The 14,979-nt window shown below is 39.9% G+C and carries 18 protein-coding genes, 1 tRNA gene and 1 pseudogene; 12 read left to right on the forward strand and 8 right to left on the reverse strand.

What is annotated here, in order from left to right:
• Positions 1–3: 3 nt before the first annotated feature.
• Positions 4–1,767, forward strand: a complete 1,764-nt coding sequence (locus N8M20_RS03530) for a glycerophosphoryl diester phosphodiesterase membrane domain-containing protein (protein WP_261079084.1) — start codon at positions 4–6, stop codon at positions 1,765–1,767.
• 70 nt (positions 1,768–1,837) lie between these two features.
• Here the strand turns inward: N8M20_RS03530 and N8M20_RS03535 are convergent, their stop codons facing one another.
• Both N8M20_RS03535 and N8M20_RS03540 read right to left on the reverse strand, forming a co-directional pair.
• Entirely contained in the window at positions 1,838–2,137 is a 300-nt protein-coding gene (locus tag N8M20_RS03535) for a YbaB/EbfC family nucleoid-associated protein (protein WP_000981526.1), read from the reverse strand.
• 192 nt (positions 2,138–2,329) lie between these two features.
• A complete protein-coding gene (locus N8M20_RS03540; RefSeq protein WP_261079085.1) occupies positions 2,330–3,586 on the reverse strand; it encodes a CAP domain-containing protein in 1,257 nt (418 codons plus the stop codon).
• 247 nt (positions 3,587–3,833) lie between these two features.
• On the opposite strand from N8M20_RS03540, the gene N8M20_RS03545 reads away from it, so the two are divergent.
• A complete protein-coding gene (locus N8M20_RS03545) occupies positions 3,834–5,231 on the forward strand; it encodes an N-acetylmuramoyl-L-alanine amidase (protein WP_261079086.1) in 1,398 nt (465 codons plus the stop codon).
• Between the two features lie 167 nt (positions 5,232–5,398).
• Positions 5,399–5,842, forward strand: a pseudogene (locus N8M20_RS03550) (imelysin family protein); the annotation flags it as partial.
• A gap of 153 nt (positions 5,843–5,995) precedes the next feature.
• On the opposite strand, the gene N8M20_RS03555 reads toward N8M20_RS03550, so the two are convergent.
• The 4 genes from N8M20_RS03555 to N8M20_RS03570 all read right to left on the reverse strand — a co-directional run bounded on the left by N8M20_RS03555 (position 5,996) and on the right by N8M20_RS03570 (position 8,092).
• Positions 5,996–6,355: a type II toxin-antitoxin system RelE/ParE family toxin gene (locus N8M20_RS03555; RefSeq protein ID WP_164226585.1), complete on the reverse strand. Its 360-nt coding sequence runs from the start codon at positions 6,353–6,355 to the stop codon at positions 5,996–5,998.
• Positions 6,345–6,629: a type II toxin-antitoxin system RelB/ParD family antitoxin gene (gene relB / locus N8M20_RS03560; RefSeq protein WP_023941319.1), complete on the reverse strand. Its 285-nt coding sequence runs from the start codon at positions 6,627–6,629 to the stop codon at positions 6,345–6,347. The genes N8M20_RS03555 and relB overlap by 11 nt, the downstream gene beginning before the upstream one ends.
• A gap of 189 nt (positions 6,630–6,818) precedes the next feature.
• Complete coding sequence (locus tag N8M20_RS03565) at positions 6,819–7,061, reverse strand: type B 50S ribosomal protein L31 (protein WP_000710764.1); 243 nt, start codon at positions 7,059–7,061, stop codon at positions 6,819–6,821.
• Between the two features lie 95 nt (positions 7,062–7,156).
• Positions 7,157–8,092: a DHH family phosphoesterase gene (locus tag N8M20_RS03570; protein WP_261079087.1), complete on the reverse strand. Its 936-nt coding sequence runs from the start codon at positions 8,090–8,092 to the stop codon at positions 7,157–7,159.
• Positions 8,093–8,195: 103 nt separating this feature from the next.
• On the opposite strand from N8M20_RS03570, the gene N8M20_RS03575 reads away from it, so the two are divergent.
• The 6 genes from N8M20_RS03575 (at position 8,196) to N8M20_RS03600 (ending at position 10,294) form a co-directional block, all read left to right on the forward strand.
• Positions 8,196–8,639, forward strand: coding sequence for a flavodoxin (locus N8M20_RS03575; RefSeq protein ID WP_001162128.1), 444 nt, complete (start codon positions 8,196–8,198; stop codon positions 8,637–8,639).
• Positions 8,640–8,754: 115 nt separating this feature from the next.
• Positions 8,755–9,021, forward strand: a complete 267-nt coding sequence (locus N8M20_RS03580; protein ID WP_261079088.1) for a chorismate mutase — start codon at positions 8,755–8,757, stop codon at positions 9,019–9,021.
• A complete protein-coding gene (gene crcB, locus N8M20_RS03585) occupies positions 9,018–9,392 on the forward strand; it encodes a fluoride efflux transporter CrcB (RefSeq protein WP_261079089.1) in 375 nt (124 codons plus the stop codon). Before N8M20_RS03580 ends, crcB (N8M20_RS03585) begins: the two co-directional genes overlap by 4 nt.
• A complete protein-coding gene (gene crcB, locus N8M20_RS03590; RefSeq protein ID WP_033676994.1) occupies positions 9,386–9,715 on the forward strand; it encodes a fluoride efflux transporter CrcB in 330 nt (109 codons plus the stop codon). Before crcB (N8M20_RS03585) ends, crcB (N8M20_RS03590) begins: the two co-directional genes overlap by 7 nt.
• A 118-nt stretch (positions 9,716–9,833) precedes the next feature.
• A complete protein-coding gene (gene rplS, locus N8M20_RS03595) occupies positions 9,834–10,181 on the forward strand; it encodes a 50S ribosomal protein L19 (RefSeq protein WP_001068669.1) in 348 nt (115 codons plus the stop codon).
• A gap of 41 nt (positions 10,182–10,222) precedes the next feature.
• Positions 10,223–10,294, forward strand: a tRNA-Arg gene (locus N8M20_RS03600).
• Between the two features lie 55 nt (positions 10,295–10,349).
• On the opposite strand, the gene yidA is transcribed toward N8M20_RS03600, so the two are convergent.
• Both yidA and N8M20_RS03610 read right to left on the reverse strand, forming a co-directional pair.
• Positions 10,350–11,156 (reverse strand): sugar-phosphatase, encoded by an 807-nt coding sequence (gene yidA / locus N8M20_RS03605; RefSeq protein ID WP_049521599.1) that lies wholly within the window; start codon positions 11,154–11,156, stop codon positions 10,350–10,352.
• 12 nt (positions 11,157–11,168) lie between these two features.
• Positions 11,169–12,473 carry an HD domain-containing protein gene (locus tag N8M20_RS03610; RefSeq protein ID WP_261079091.1) on the reverse strand — a complete coding sequence of 435 codons (1,305 nt, stop codon included), beginning with the start codon at positions 12,471–12,473 and terminating at the stop codon, positions 11,169–11,171.
• Between the two features lie 78 nt (positions 12,474–12,551).
• On the opposite strand from N8M20_RS03610, the gene N8M20_RS03615 reads away from it, so the two are divergent.
• The 3 genes from N8M20_RS03615 to ffh all read left to right on the forward strand — a co-directional run bounded on the left by N8M20_RS03615 (position 12,552) and on the right by ffh (position 14,935).
• Positions 12,552–12,929, forward strand: coding sequence for a YwiB family protein (locus N8M20_RS03615; RefSeq protein ID WP_020902347.1), 378 nt, complete (start codon positions 12,552–12,554; stop codon positions 12,927–12,929).
• A 90-nt stretch (positions 12,930–13,019) separates the two neighbouring features.
• Positions 13,020–13,352 carry a putative DNA-binding protein gene (locus tag N8M20_RS03620; protein ID WP_000402066.1) on the forward strand — a complete coding sequence of 111 codons (333 nt, stop codon included), beginning with the start codon at positions 13,020–13,022 and terminating at the stop codon, positions 13,350–13,352.
• Positions 13,353–13,363: 11 nt separating this feature from the next.
• On the forward strand, positions 13,364–14,935 hold the full coding sequence (gene ffh, locus N8M20_RS03625; protein WP_261079092.1) for a signal recognition particle protein: 1,572 nt from the start codon (positions 13,364–13,366) through the stop codon (positions 14,933–14,935).
• Positions 14,936–14,979 lie beyond the last annotated feature (44 nt).

A 14,979-nucleotide genomic window follows, 5' to 3' on the forward strand; every position in this document is an offset into this window, starting at 1 on the left:
CCTATGAAACCTGAAAAACCTAAAAATCTAGGTTTTAGGAAAATCTACTTTAATCTAGATAAAATTCTCTTTCTCTTTTTCTTGATATTTATGATGATTGAGTTTGTCTGGTTACCACTTAATTCTTGGATTGCTGGACTTTTGCTCCGTCAGACAGGTTATCTTTTTCTTTCCTACAACAATATTTTTGCTATTATAAAGGGTTCGCCATTTGTTAGTCTTGCTTTATTTGTTCTGGTAATCGTTAATTTACTGATTGCCTATTACCAGCTAGGACTTCTCTTTATCGGAGCCCGGCACCTCCTCTATCATGAAAAGAGAACCCTACTGGAGTACAGTCGCAAGGTCTTTCGTCAAAGTTTCTTGTTTATGAAGCAAGTGACGATTTCCAAAATGGCCTTTATTTTCTTTTATGTCATGATGCTCTTTCCATTGATTCGAAAGATTTTAAAGATTTATTACCTCAATAAAATTGTCATTCCGGAATTCATAGTAGCCTATGTAGAAGATAAGTATTGGTTGGTCGGTTTGGTAATCACTGTTCTAGCCTTGTTGCTCTTTTACATTTCAATACGTTTGATGTTTGCCCTACCCCAGCTTTTGTTTGAGAAGAAAACAGTCAAAGAAGCAGTCAAATACAGTCTAGAGAAGACGAAAAGGCAATCTTGGTTTTATATTTGGAACTTGCTCTGGATTATCGTCAAAACCTATCTATTTTTCATTCTTCTCTTGATCCCAATCTTAGCAAGTCAGGTACTGATGGATGGTCTGACCCATAAGGAATCTCTTGTATTAGGAATCATTAATTTTGTCTTGATTAAGAATTTCCACTATATGGCCTTGACTTACTTTCTCATTAAGTTTGTTTCCTTTTTGACAGGAGAAGAGCTAGAAATCACACCAAGGAGAAAGAAAGACCACTGGATGAGATGGGGAGTGATGGGCTGTGCAGGTATCTTTTTCGCTCTTGAGGGCTATGTTTATTTGGAAGCGCCAGTAGCACATAGACCCTTGATTATCTCTCATCGCGGTGTTTCAGATAAAAATGGTGTCCAAAATACTGTCCAATCGCTAGAGAGGACAGCCCAACTAGAACCAGACTTTGTTGAGACGGATGTTCAGGAAACAAAAGATGGCCAGTTTGTCATGATGCATGATGCTAATATCAAGCATTTGACAGGAGTTAATGCCAATCCTCAGGATTTAACTTTGGATGAATTAACCAAACTTGATATTTCAGAAAATGGTTATCATAGCAAGGTGTCTAGTTTTGATGATTATCTTAACAAAGCCAATGAATTGCATCAAAAACTCCTTATTGAAATTAAAACCAGTCGGAAAGATAGTCCAGATATGATGAAACGCTTTATGGACAAATATGGAGTTATCATTAAACAGAATGGCCATCAAATGCAGTCCTTAGACTACCATGTGATTGACCAGGTGTTGGCCTACGACTCACAAATTCCAGTCTATTTCATCCTACCTTACAATAGTATTTTTCCAAGAACGAAAGCCACAGGCTACACCATGGAGTATTCAACTTTAGATGAAAATTTTGTTAACAAGCTTTGGAATACCGATCAAAAATTGTACGTGTGGACCATCAATAGTTCAGAGTCCTTTGATAAATCTGTTCAGTTAGGAGCAGATGGCATGATAACGGATGACTTGGAAATGATTCAAGAGCAAGTTACAATTGCCCAAGAAGACCCTGAGTACACGGATTTGCTTTTCAAACAGGCGATGGAATTCTTTAATTTTTAGTAAGCAAAAAGAGGAACAGTTGTTCCTCCCACGATAGGCAAGTATTCTCTTGAATGCTTGTTTTTTATGCTTAGAATGGCAATTTTCCAGCGAAAGCGCCTAGTTTTTTCTTGGTCGTTTCATCGATTTGTTCAAGAGCAGAGTTGATGGCCTGAACGGTCATATCAGAAAGAGTTTCAAGGTCTTCTGGATCAACGACAGCTGGATTGAAGTCGATGCTGACAACTTTTTTGTCACCAGTTAAGGTCGCTTGAACAAGGTCTTGAGCAGATTTGCCAACAAATTGCATAGCAGCAAGTTCAGCTTGGCTTTGTTCCATTTGTTTTTGAAGTTTTTGTGCTTGGCGCATCATATTTTGCATGTTCATCATGGTGATTTATAGTTTCCTTTTATCTTATTTTTCTTTTTATTTTATCAATTTTAAGGTTAAAAGTCTAATCTTTTTCAGAGTGAATCTAAGAATTGTGCTTAGCAGTGGACAATAAAAGTATATAAAAAAACAAAGGATATCATCTTTAAAATTAAATAATGATTGTCCTTTGTTTATTTTTGTTTTAGTTCATTATACCCACTCACCGTCGTAATTGACACGGTAGCCATCAGGGGTCGTTGTATTGATTGCGAGCGCTCCAGAGCTATAGGCATAGTACCATTTACCAGATACTTTCATCCAGCCTGTTTTCATAGCGCCTGAGTCTTGAAGGTAGTACCAGCTACCGTTATCTTTGAGCCAACCAGTCTTCATAGCACCTGAGTCGTCGAGATAGTACCAGCTACCGTCTTTCACCCAGCCTGTTTGCATCCAACCAGAGTTGTCAAAGTGATACCAAGTTCTATTTATTTTTTCCCAGCCGTTACTCGTGTATGAGCCGTCATTATGTTTAAACCACCAACGTCCGTTTGATCGAATCCAACTTCCGAAGTATTGGGAATGATCGAACCAACTTCTTAGTCGATTAAGAAATTCGGCAGGGTCATTGGTCTCATCGTCTAATTTCTGACTTGAATTTGTATTTGCAGTTTTGGTTTTATGAGTTCCGATGGCCTTCAAGTCTTTGTCAAAAAGATTCGCCTTAGTCGCAAATGTTTGAATCTGAGAAGAATTTGCTTCTGTGTATTGAATGGCTTTTCCATAACCACCAGCTAATTCTTCAGAGCCACCAGATGATGTTCCAAAACTTTGTGCAACGGTAACCCACCCATTTTGAGTGACAGGATTTTCAAAAGCTGCCAACCCCATATAGGTCAATTCTGGATTAATTAAGGATTCGTAGTGTCCGGTTTGACCAGAGACACTTGCCCCACTACGAGATTTGACGTAATCTGCTTTTTCCTCATACCATTGATTAATAGCCGTCATAAATCCGTCATAGTTCCAAGCTAAGTTTTCTGCTAGGGAGAAATTTCTTGTAGGCCAAGCGCTCCAAATGTTCTTTCTGGACAAACGTGTGTGATTAATGGTGATAGAAGCTTCTGCTGCACGAACAAAGGCTGTTTTTTCTAGTGCAGTTGACCATTTGATAGGAACGTAGCTAGTAACTAGGCCTTCATCTGCCGCCTCTTTTCGAATGGCATTGATACGGTCTAAAATAGCCTGCTTATCTGGCGTCAAGAAAGTCCCTTCAATTCCAACTAAGCTAGTACCGGCAGAACTACTAGTTACCTCTGAGTTCAAGATATGATAAGACTGACCATTGATTTCTTGAGTGGAAACCAGCCTATCATTAGCAGCAACGGATTGTGGTGCAAGACTTCCAGCTCCTAACAATGAAAGTGCTAGAACTGTAGCAAGTGTAAAGGCTTTAGCTTTTTGGTTCATTTTATCTCCTCCTATTTTTATTATAACATCTCCCTTGTACATAGTAAATCCAAATATAAAGTAGAAACCAGATACACAGATTTTACTTTTTTCAGTGACATAAAAAATAAGATGTATTAGCAGTTTTTGTTATATTTGATTGCATTTAGTGTATAATATAAAGAGAAAGTTATAATAAAAATTCCTTCATCAAGGAAGTTAAAGAACTCAATAACACAGGGATTCCATTCCCCTAGAAAGGTTATAAATGAAATCATATAAGAAATTTACGATTCTTGCTCTGGCTCTTCTTGGATTTACTAGCCAAACAGTTCTAGCTAATGATGCTAGTCATTCTACGAATAACTCTACCGGTAGTTCAGCTACTAGCTCTGCAAATGCTTCTCAAGCAATTACAGAAATTCAGCCAACTAGCCCTAGTTCGAGTGAGCAGGAGACAAAGCCAACTCTTCCTACTGAGTCTAAGCTACAAATTGGTTGGGTAAAAGAAGATGGGAAGTGGACTTATTATAGTCAAACGGGTGTCAAATTTACAGATACTCTTTATGAGGGCTACCTATTTGATAAGAATGGTTACTTACTTGAAAATAGCTGGTATCAGATGGCTAACAAGTGGTACTACGCCAATGGTTCGGGAAAATATCTGTCTAACCAATGGAGTCAAATCAATGGTAAATGGTATGCATTTGATCAAAATGGTGCCATGATGGCTAATACCTGGAAGGGAAATTATTACCTGAAGTCCAGTGGGGCTATGGCAGATAAAGAATGGGTGTACGATCCTAACTACTCAAGCTGGTTTTATCTCAAGTCAGGTGGGCACTATGCTGAACAGCAATGGGTTGGCTCTTACTATCTAAAATCTGGTGGCTACATGGCTCACAAAGAGTGGATTTATGATCAAGATTATAAAGCTTGGTATTATCTTAAAGAAGATGGCGTTTATGTCACTGGAACTTATACTATTAATGGAAGTAGCCATTTTTTCAAAGATAATGGTAAATGGGTTCAAGAACTTCCAAAAGAATTTGAAAAGGGGCGCTATACTAAAACTATCTTCCTAGATCCTGGGCATGGTGGACGTGATTCGGGCGCTTACTATTATGGAATAGCTGAAAAAGATTTGAATCTACAGGTCTCTCGTAAATTACGGAAACGTTTAGAAGAACTTGGCTATACAGTTTTAACATCTCGTGATAGTGATGTGGATGTTGACTTTGTGACAGAGCGTTCTCGTATGGTAAATAAGACGAATGCAGACTTCTTTATTAGTATTCATTTTAACGCTACTGGGAATGACACAACACTGAATCTGGGAATACAGACTTATTCTTATAAGGAAGATGCAGGTTACCCGAGCAAGATTAATCAGTACTGGCATAATAATCCAGACCGAATGAGTGAAAGTAATCGTTTGGCCGCTGACCTTCATTCATCTCTCTTGACCGAGACAGGAGCTAGAGATGCTGGACTTCTGCAAGCCACCTTCGCTGTTCTTCGTGAGACTGCGAAACCTGCTGTGTTATTAGAATTGGGTTATATGGATAATCCAGAAGAAAACCAACGAATCCGTAGTGATCAATACCAAGATAAGTTAGTTGAAGGCATTATTAAAGGAATTCAAAAATATTACGCTGGAAATTAAGAAACTAGATCAAACTAAGCTTTGGAGATTGTCCTAGGCTTAGTTTTTTGTATTTGTAATGCTATTCATAATATTAAATTTTCTGAAAATTTATTGAAAAATGAGTGAAACATGATATAATAAAACGTAAAATTAATTCAGGTTTCCTGGACCGATAGGAGTAAACAATGAAAAAACTAGGTTTTGTCCTTTTATCTTCAGTCTTGCTATTGACAGCTTGTGCTGTTAGGTTTGAAAAATCAGCAGATACAACTGGTTCATCTAAGGTTACAGCCTTATCTGAAGATAAGCAAAAAATGCTTGATAAGGCCACTGCTGATTATAAAACTTTTGTTCAAGAGCAAATCGATAAGCTATTGACAGATACGGAAGGCTTTGTCAAACTGTTGAAAGAAGGTAAGTTAGAAGAAGCTAAGAAGGTTTATCCACTGATTCGTATGTCCTATGAGCGTTCAGAACCGATTGCCGAGAGTTTTGGTGAGTCAGATGTCAAGATTGACTTCCGTTTAGCAGACTACATGGATGAAAACAAGACAGAAGAAGGTTGGTCAGGTTTCCACCGTATCGAGCGTATCCTTTGGGAAGACAATACAACTAAAGGAACTGAAAATCAAGATAAGGAAGAGTAAATCTGCTCTAATAAAAAAACTTTGTTCTCTAGAAACCATCGTGTGGCTAGTTAGAGTGCAAAGTTTTTTTGTTTTCTAGTTAAAATGAAGACTGTATTCTTTATAATCACAAGGCTATTAAGGGAGCAGTTGACATCAAAATGATGATTTTGAATTTTTATTATTTTTGCTTTGTAGCAAAGTAACATAGTCGCTTTTGGTGTGGAATAAGTGGGAAAGAAAAACAGTTCTTTGAGTTTGGTCGATAAAGTAAAGCAAGATATATTGCCCGATAATTTTTCCTCGTGTTGGGTACTTACTGTTGATTTTTAGTCCGATTTTTTCATCTGCATCAAAGCCAGCCTCAGGAAAGGTTTCTAAACTTTTTAAGCCGTCTAAAATTTTGGCCACAGTATTTTTAGCCGACTGGGGTGATAAAAGAACAGTAGTAATGTAATCATGAATACTGTCAATTGCTTGACTCACTTCGGTAGATAGAATCACTTTATAAGTCATATCGTAGCCTCATATCGTCTAGGGAAGTTCCTTGTCCAGATTCATATTCTCTTAAGGCACGTTCAGATTGGGCTTGTAGTTCCTGAATCAATCGTTCACGGTGTAAATCTTCTGCAGTTTTTATTGGCAAATCTTGTTCGAGAACAATTTGCTCGATAAAAAGACTAATAGCATCCGTCATAGTCATTCCTTTTTCCTTGATGATAGCTCTAGCTTGTTCCATTGATGACTCATTGATTTTAAAATTGTATTGCTTAGTAAGTGATGTAGTCATGGTATATCTCCAATCTATACTATATATAGCTAGTATAGATCTTTTATACTTTTTAGGCAAGAAAAAACTTTGTTCTCTAGAAACCATCGTGTGGCTAGCTAGAGTGCAAAGTTTTTTTGAGTTTGGAACATGAAAACAGCAGTTGATTTCAAGAAACAAAAAAGAACAGCCGAAGCTGTCTTTTTATCATTATTTGAGACCGTATTTTTTGTTGAAACGATCCACGCGTCCATCTGCTTGAGTGAACTTTTGACGTCCAGTGTAGAATGGGTGTGAGTCTGATGAAATTTCCACACGGATCAATGGGTAAGTTTCGCCTTCGAACTCAACTGTTTCGTTAGAGCGTTTTGTTGAACCGCTAAGGAATTGGTAACCAGTAGTTGTGTCCATGAAGACAACTGGGCGATATTCTGGATGGATATCTTTTTTCATTTTGCAATATTTCCTTTCTGCCATGGTCTCTTTGCGAGCCATAGATTGTTACCATACTAGTCTATCAGATTCTGAAAAGTTTGGCAAGTATTTTATCAGTTTTTAAGCAAGTTTTTTAACTTTTGGTAGATGATTTCGTTTTCTTCTAGGCTATAGGAATTAGCACCGCTTGCTAGAGGGTGGCCTCCACCATCATGTTCCTTGGCGATTTCATTGATAGGATGGATTTTACTGCGTAAGCGAACGCGGTAGTGGCCATCAGCCTGCTCCACAAAAATTCCCCAGAGACTGACGCTGTCAATCCGACCAGGAGCTCCCACAATAGCAGCAGTCTCAGCATCGGTAACATTGAATTGTTTCAAGACTTCTTGATTCAGGATAATGCGAGCTGCTCCATTTTCATCCACTTCCAGATGGTCGTAGATGTAGCCTTGAAGTTTTGCAATTTTGTAGCTCATAGTGTCCATTTTTCGGGTGAGAGCTGCAAAGTCAAAGTTATGTTCTCTCAAATAAGCAGCCAGGCGAAGAGTCCGTGCAGTCGTAGAAGGGTAGAGGAAGCGACCTGTATCACCAATAATTCCTGCAAAGAGTAACTCAGCAGCGCAATCTGACAAGGCCAGCTGGGTTGTTTCTGCAAATAGGGTAATCATCTCACTAGCGCTACTTGAACTAGTATCCACCCAAGATAGGTCACCATATACATCGTCATTTGGATGGTGGTCAATCTTAATGAGAAAATCACCTTGATTATAGCGCTTATCATCGATACGAGCAGTATTCGCCGTATCACAGACGATGACAAGGGCGCCTTGGTAGGCACTATCTTCAACAAGATCCATCTCAGCCATCCAAGTAAGAGTTGGTTCATCATAACCTACGGCTTTGATGGTTTTTTCTGGAAAATGATGTTTGAGAAGAGCTTTCAATCCCACTTGACTTCCCAAGGCATCAGGGTCTGGTTTCATATGACGGTGAATGATAATCGTGTCGTATTCTTTGATTTTTTCTAAAATTTGATGGCAAATGTCCATAAATAACCTCAATTCTTTCTCATTTCATTGTAGCACAAGAATTTTTATTTTTAAAATGAAAAAGATGTGATATAATGGAGAAAGATAAATTGAGGAGGACGATATGGCATTAGCAAAAATTGTATTTGCCAGTATGACCGGTAATACCGAAGAAATTGCAGATATTGTAGCAGACAAATTACGTGACTTGGGCTTGGATGTCGATGTTGATGAATGTACAACTGTTGACGCTTCAGACTTCTTAGAAGCAGACATCGCTATCGTTGCGACCTATACTTATGGTGATGGTGAATTGCCAGATGAGATGATGGACTTCTACGAAGACCTAGCAGATCTCAACTTGAATGGTAAAATCTACGGAGTAGTCGGCTCAGGAGATACCTTCTACGATGAATTCTGTAAAGCTGTTGATGACTTTGACCGTGTTTTTGTGTCAACAGGAGCAGAAAAAGGTTCAGAATGTGTCAAAGTTGACCTTTCTGCCGAGGAAGAAGATATTGAACGCTTAGAACAATTCGCAGAAGAATTGGCTGCTAAAGTAGGATAAGCACAAAAGTGCGCTGATGTAATCAATCAGTGCATTTTTCTTATCGTGAGTTGGGATTTTACTAGCCTATTTGGTGGCTTTTTGATACAATAATTCAAATAAAGGAGGAGACTGTATGGATTTAGATATTATTCGCCAAGAAATTGATCAAATCGACGACCAAATCGTCAAGCTCTTAGAAGAACGAATGCATTTGGTTGAGGGTGTAGTTGCCTATAAGAAAGCTTCAGGTAAACCGATTTTAGATACTAAGAGAGAAGAAGCTATTTTTGAAAAGGTTAGAAGTCGTGTAGAGGACAAGCGCTATCAGGAGACTATTGTCTCGACTTTTTCTGATATACTCAAACGTTCGCGTGATTATCAGGATCAAAATATCAAATGAAAAAAGAACAATTTTATCCGCTAGGGATTTTTCTAGCTGCTATGGTGGGCGGACTTGTTCGCTACCTAGTTTCCACTTGGTTACCAGCCAGTCCTGACTTTCCTTGGGGCACTCTCTTTGTCAACTATCTGGGAATTTTCTGTCTGGTTTATCTTGTCAAGGGCTATCTGGTCTATAAGGGAACTAGTAAGGGCTTGGTTTTAGCGCTGGGGACGGGTTTTTGCGGAGGTCTAACAACCTTTTCTAGTCTCATGCTTGATGCTGTGAAACTGCTTGATACAGGGCGTTATTTTAGTTTAGTCCTGTATTTACTTTTGAGCATCGGTGGAGGTATGCTTTTAGCTTACTATTTAGGGAGGAAGAAATGGTAATCGTCTATCTTGCAATTGCTTGTGGTTTCGGAGCTTTAGTGCGCTATTTCTTTTCCCGCTATAATCAATCTTCTAAATTGCCACTTGGAACGCTTATAGCAAATCTTTTAGGGTGTTTTTTGATTGGATTATTCTACAATCATGTAGAGTCTAAGGAAGTCTATGCTATTTTAGTGACGGGTTTTTGTGGAGGTTTAACAACTTTTTCTACCTTGAATGATGAACTTCAAAGACTGTTAAGCGATAAGAAGGTTTTTTACGTTTACCTGACTTTGACCTACCTAGGTGGTTTGGTTGCGATTTTTTTAGGAATTCTGCTATAAATTTCTTTACTTTTTTGTGGAAATTTGGTAAACTGTATCTTGTGTGTAATGGACGCACAAAAATACAGTTTATCCGCTGAGGAAGGTTCCTCAAGATTGACAAAGATAGGAGAATAAAATGAATCCATTAATCCAAAGCTTGACTGAAGGTCAACTTCGTACAGATATCCCATCATTCCGTCCTGGTGACACTGTTCGTGTACACGCGAAAGTTGTCGAAGGTAACCGTGAACGTATCCAGATTTTTGAAGGTGTTGTTATTGCACGTAAAGGTGCTGGTATCTCAGAAAACTACACAGTTCGTAAAATCTCTAACGGTGTAGGTGTTGAGCGTATCTTCCCAATCCACACTCCACGTGTTGAAAAAATCGAAGTTGTTCGTTACGGTAAAGTACGTCGTGCGAAATTGTACTACTTGCGTGCTCTTCAAGGTAAAGCAGCTCGTATCAAAGAAATCCGTCGTTAATTCGACTAAAAACTCTGCTTCTTCAGCAGAGTTTTTATCTAGCTCCCTTAGTTCAATGGATATAACAACTCCCTCCTAAGGAGTAGTTGCTGGTTCGATTCCGGCAGGGGGCAGTAATTAGATATTCAAAAACCGCTCAGCTGAGCGGTTTTCGTCTATTCTTTCCTTTTACAGTACCCATGTACGGATGGCATGGGCAACGCCAGATTCATCATTAGATTTAGTGATGTATTTGGCGATTTTTTTGATTTCTGGATTTCCATTTTCCATGACAACGGGGTTTCCAACGACTTCCAGCATGGCGCGGTCATTTTCTTCGTCACCGATAGCCATGGTTTCATCTTTAGTCAATCCGAGTTTTTCAGCTAAGTGAGTAATGGCTGAACCCTTGTCAACATTCTTTTTAAGGAGTTCGAGGTAGAAAGGAGCAGATTTGTTGATGGAGTAACGTTCGTAAAATTCCGCTGGTATCTTTTCAATCGCAGCATCGAGAATCTCAGGCTCATCGATGAACATACACTTGACGATTTCCTTGTCAGCCATTTCTTCAGGTGTACGGTAGAAGATAGGCATGCTGACGAGGGTTGATTCGTGCACAGTGTATTTTCCGATATTGCGATTGGCAGTGTAGATTCCATCCTTGGTAATGGCATGCATGTGGACACCGAGCTTGCGACTGAGGAATTCCATATCCAGATAATCCTCATAAGTCAAGGATTCGCTGATAATCTCATGTCCTGTAGCAGTTTCTTGGACAAGGGCACCATTGAAGGTCACAACATAGTCACCCTCGTCTCTCAGCTGCAAGTCGTCCAGAAGTTTGGCAACACCTGCGATGGGGCGGCCAGTTGCAATGACGACTTTGACACCAGCTTCTTTGGCATCTTGGATGGCAGAAAAGACCTCAGGAGTGATTTCCTTTTGGCTGTTGACTAGAGTTCCGTCAATATCGACGGCGATTAGTTTAATACTCATAAATTTCCTCTTCTAGTTTTTATTTGGGGTAAAATGGTCGTTCTCAATCAAGTGTAAAAATTGCTGGGTGATACTTGCGAAGATGCTGTTTTGGTCCAACATTTCTTTTGGAAAATAGAAACGATTATCTCCGTGGCGACTGCCAGCAAGGGATTGGACGATAGGAGAAAGGCTAGAGAGTTCCGCCAGTTGACCATTTTTTTGTAGAATCTCAATCTGTGTTCGTGGATTCTCAGATTCGGGACGATAGATATCATAAGGGAGGTCAAAATTCTTATGAATGGCAGTGTAGTAGTCGGGATCAAAGCCGATATCCTCAACCAATTTTCTCATGCTAGCGAGTTGGTCTTGGTCTTCTTGTGAAAAGGTAATGGATTTAAAGACCTTGCGGTTGACAAAGCGTTGCGATAAGTCAGCAAGAATCTTGTCAGGACTGGTCATCCATAGCTGGAAATAGGTGTTCATAACCCCATCATCCAGAGCCAGATAGTCAGACAAGGTCACATTTTTTTCAAAGAAAGGCAGGAGATGTGGAGATGTTCGTGCAAAGAAATCTTTGTCTTTAGGATAGAGTTCCTTGGCGCGTTTGAGGAGATTCTGTAGGAGAACTTCCATGGCGCGTGTTGCGGGGTGGAAATAAACCTGCATGTACATCTGGTAGCGACTGAGGACGTAGTCTTCGATGGCGTGCATGCCATTGCGCTGAAAGGCGATACCATTTTCAACAGGACGAATGACTCGGAGGATGCGAGTCAGGTCAAATTCTCCATAGGATGCTCCTGTAAAATAGGAGTCGCGCAAGAGATAGTCCATGCGGTCCGCATCAATCTGACTAGAAATGAGTTGCACGACCTGCTTGTTAGGATAGGTATGGTCGATGACACTGGCTACCTTTTTTGGAAAGTCTGGCGCTACTTGTAGCAGGACTTGGTGAATCTCCGTTTCAGGACTTTGGATAATTTCCTGAGTAATGGCTTCATGGTCTGTATCAAAGAGATGTTCAAAAGTATGGGAGTAGGCACCATGACCAAGGTCATGTAGGAGAGCAGCGGTCATGGTCAAGAGAGACTCGGCAGGATCCCATTCGTCTGGATATTTTTCTTTAAAAATCTCTGTGATGCGTCGTGCAATTTCATAGACTCCTAGACAGTGAGAGAAGCGACTATGTTCTCCACCGTGGAAGGTGTAACTGGAAGTTCCCAGTTGTTTGATACGACGCAAACGCTGAAATTCTTTTGTATTAATCAAGTCATAGATTATTTGATTATTGACATGGATGTAGTTGTGAACTGGGTCACGGAATACTTTTTCGTTCATATGACCATTATAGCAAAAAGCTAGAGTTTTTGGTAAAATAGTAGGACAAGAGACAAGAGACAAGAAAGAGGACCTGATGTGAAGATTCGGATGCGAAATACGATTCAGTTTGATGAGCAGTTGGAAGTGATTGACCAACTCTATGATGTAGAAGTGCATGAAAAGGGAGATTATAGCTACCTGCTTTTCTATAATGAGGAAAAGGAAAAAGTGGTTATTAAATTTCATGGTCAAGAACTTGTGATGAGCCGATTTTCCAATCCCAAGACCATTATGCGCTTTCTAAAGGATAGCGATAGTTTAGCCTATATTCCCACACCTATGGGCATGCAGGAGTTTATCATCCAAACGAGCCGTTATGAAGTTGATGGGCAAAAGATTCATTTAGATTATCAACTACAAAATCAAGAGGGACAACCCTTTGCCAGCTATCAATTGGAAATTACTTGGGGCTAGGATCTCGTCTTTTTCAAATTTACCTAGCTATCTTCTCGAATTAGCCTACTAATGTGGTAGATTAGGCTAATTTTTGGTATAATAAAAGTTATGGAAATCGAAAAAACCAATCGTATGAATGCGCTCTTTGAATTTTATGCGGCGCTTTTGACAGATAAGCAAATGAATTATATCGAGCTCTACTACGCTGATGATTATAGTCTTGCTGAGATTGCCGAGGAATTTGGTGTCAGTCGTCAGGCTGTCTATGACAATATCAAGCGGACAGAAAAGATTCTGGAAGATTATGAGATGAAATTGCACATGTACTCGGACTACATTGTCCGCAGTCAGATTTTTGACCAGATTTTGGAGCGCTATCCCAAGGATGACTTTCTGCAAGAGCAGATAGAAATTTTAACAAGCATTGATAATAGAGAATAAGAGGAAGAAACATGGCATTTGAAAGTTTAACAGAACGTTTGCAAAACGTCTTTAAAAATCTACGTAAAAAAGGAAAAATCTCTGAATCTGATGTCCAAGAGGCAACCAAAGAAATTCGCTTGGCCTTGCTTGAGGCCGACGTTGCCTTGCCTGTTGTAAAGGACTTTATCAAGAAAGTTCGTGAGCGTGCAGTCGGGCATGAGGTCATTGATACCCTTAATCCTGCGCAACAAATTATTAAAATCGTTGATGAGGAATTGACAGCTGTTTTAGGTTCTGATACGGCTGAGATTATCAAGTCTCCTAAGATTCCAACCATCATCATGATGGTCGGTTTGCAGGGGGCTGGTAAAACAACCTTTGCTGGTAAATTGGCCAACAAACTCAAGAAGGAAGAAAATGCCCGTCCTTTGATGATTGCGGCGGATATTTATCGTCCTGCTGCTATTGATCAGCTTAAGACCTTGGGACAACAGATTGATGTGCCTGTCTTCGCTCTTGGGACAGAGGTTCCAGCTGTGGAGATTGTTCGTCAAGGTTTGGAACAAGCCCAAGCTAATCATAATGACTATGTCTTGATTGATACGGCAGGTCGTTTGCAGATTGATGAACTTTTGATGAATGAGCTTCGTGACGTGAAAGCACTAGCTCAACCAAATGAAATTCTGCTCGTCGTTGATGCCATGATTGGTCAAGAAGCGGCCAATGTTGCGCGTGAGTTTAATGCTCAGTTAGAAGTCACTGGGGTTATCCTGACTAAGATTGATGGCGACACTCGTGGTGGTGCGGCTCTATCGGTTCGTCACATCACTGGAAAACCAATCAAGTTCACTGGTACGGGTGAAAAGATTACGGACATTGAAACCTTCCACCCAGACCGTATGTCTAGCCGTATCCTTGGCATGGGGGATATGCTCACTTTGATTGAGAAAGCTTCTCAAGAATACGATGAGCAAAAAGCCCTTGAAATGGCTGAGAAGATGCGCGAAAATACCTTTGATTTCAATGATTTCATCGATCAATTGGATCAGGTGCAAAACATGGGGCCAATGGAAGACTTACTCAAGATGATTCCAGGTATGGCTAACAATCCAGCCCTTCAAAACATGAAGGTGGATGAGCGTCAGATTGCGCGCAAACGTGCTATTGTGTCTTCAATGACACCTGAAGAACGTGAAAATCCAGATTTGTTAAATCCAAGCCGTCGCCGTCGTATCGCTGCGGGTTCTGGAAATACATTTGTCGAAGTCAATAAATTCATCAAAGACTTTAACCAAGCTAAACAGCTCATGCAGGGTGTTATGTCTGGTGATATGAACAAGATGATGAAGCAGATGGGAATCAATCCAAACAACTTTCCTAAAAATATGCCAAATATGGGAGGGATGGATATGTCTGCCCTTGAAGGAATGATGGGACAAGGTGGTATGCCTGACTTGTCAGCTCTCGGAGGAGCAGGAATGCCAGATATGAGCCAGATGTTTGGTGGCGGTCTAAAAGGTAAAATCGGTGAATTTGCCATGAAACAATCCATGAAACGCATGGCGAATAAAATGAAGAAAGCGAAGAAGAAACGTAAGTAAGACAAAGGAAGGCTGCAGAGCTTTCCTTTTTTAGAAAGAATTTT

The sequence above is a fragment of the Streptococcus mitis genome (assembly GCF_946190275.1).
Lineage (GTDB): Bacteria > Bacillota > Bacilli > Lactobacillales > Streptococcaceae > Streptococcus > Streptococcus mitis_DC.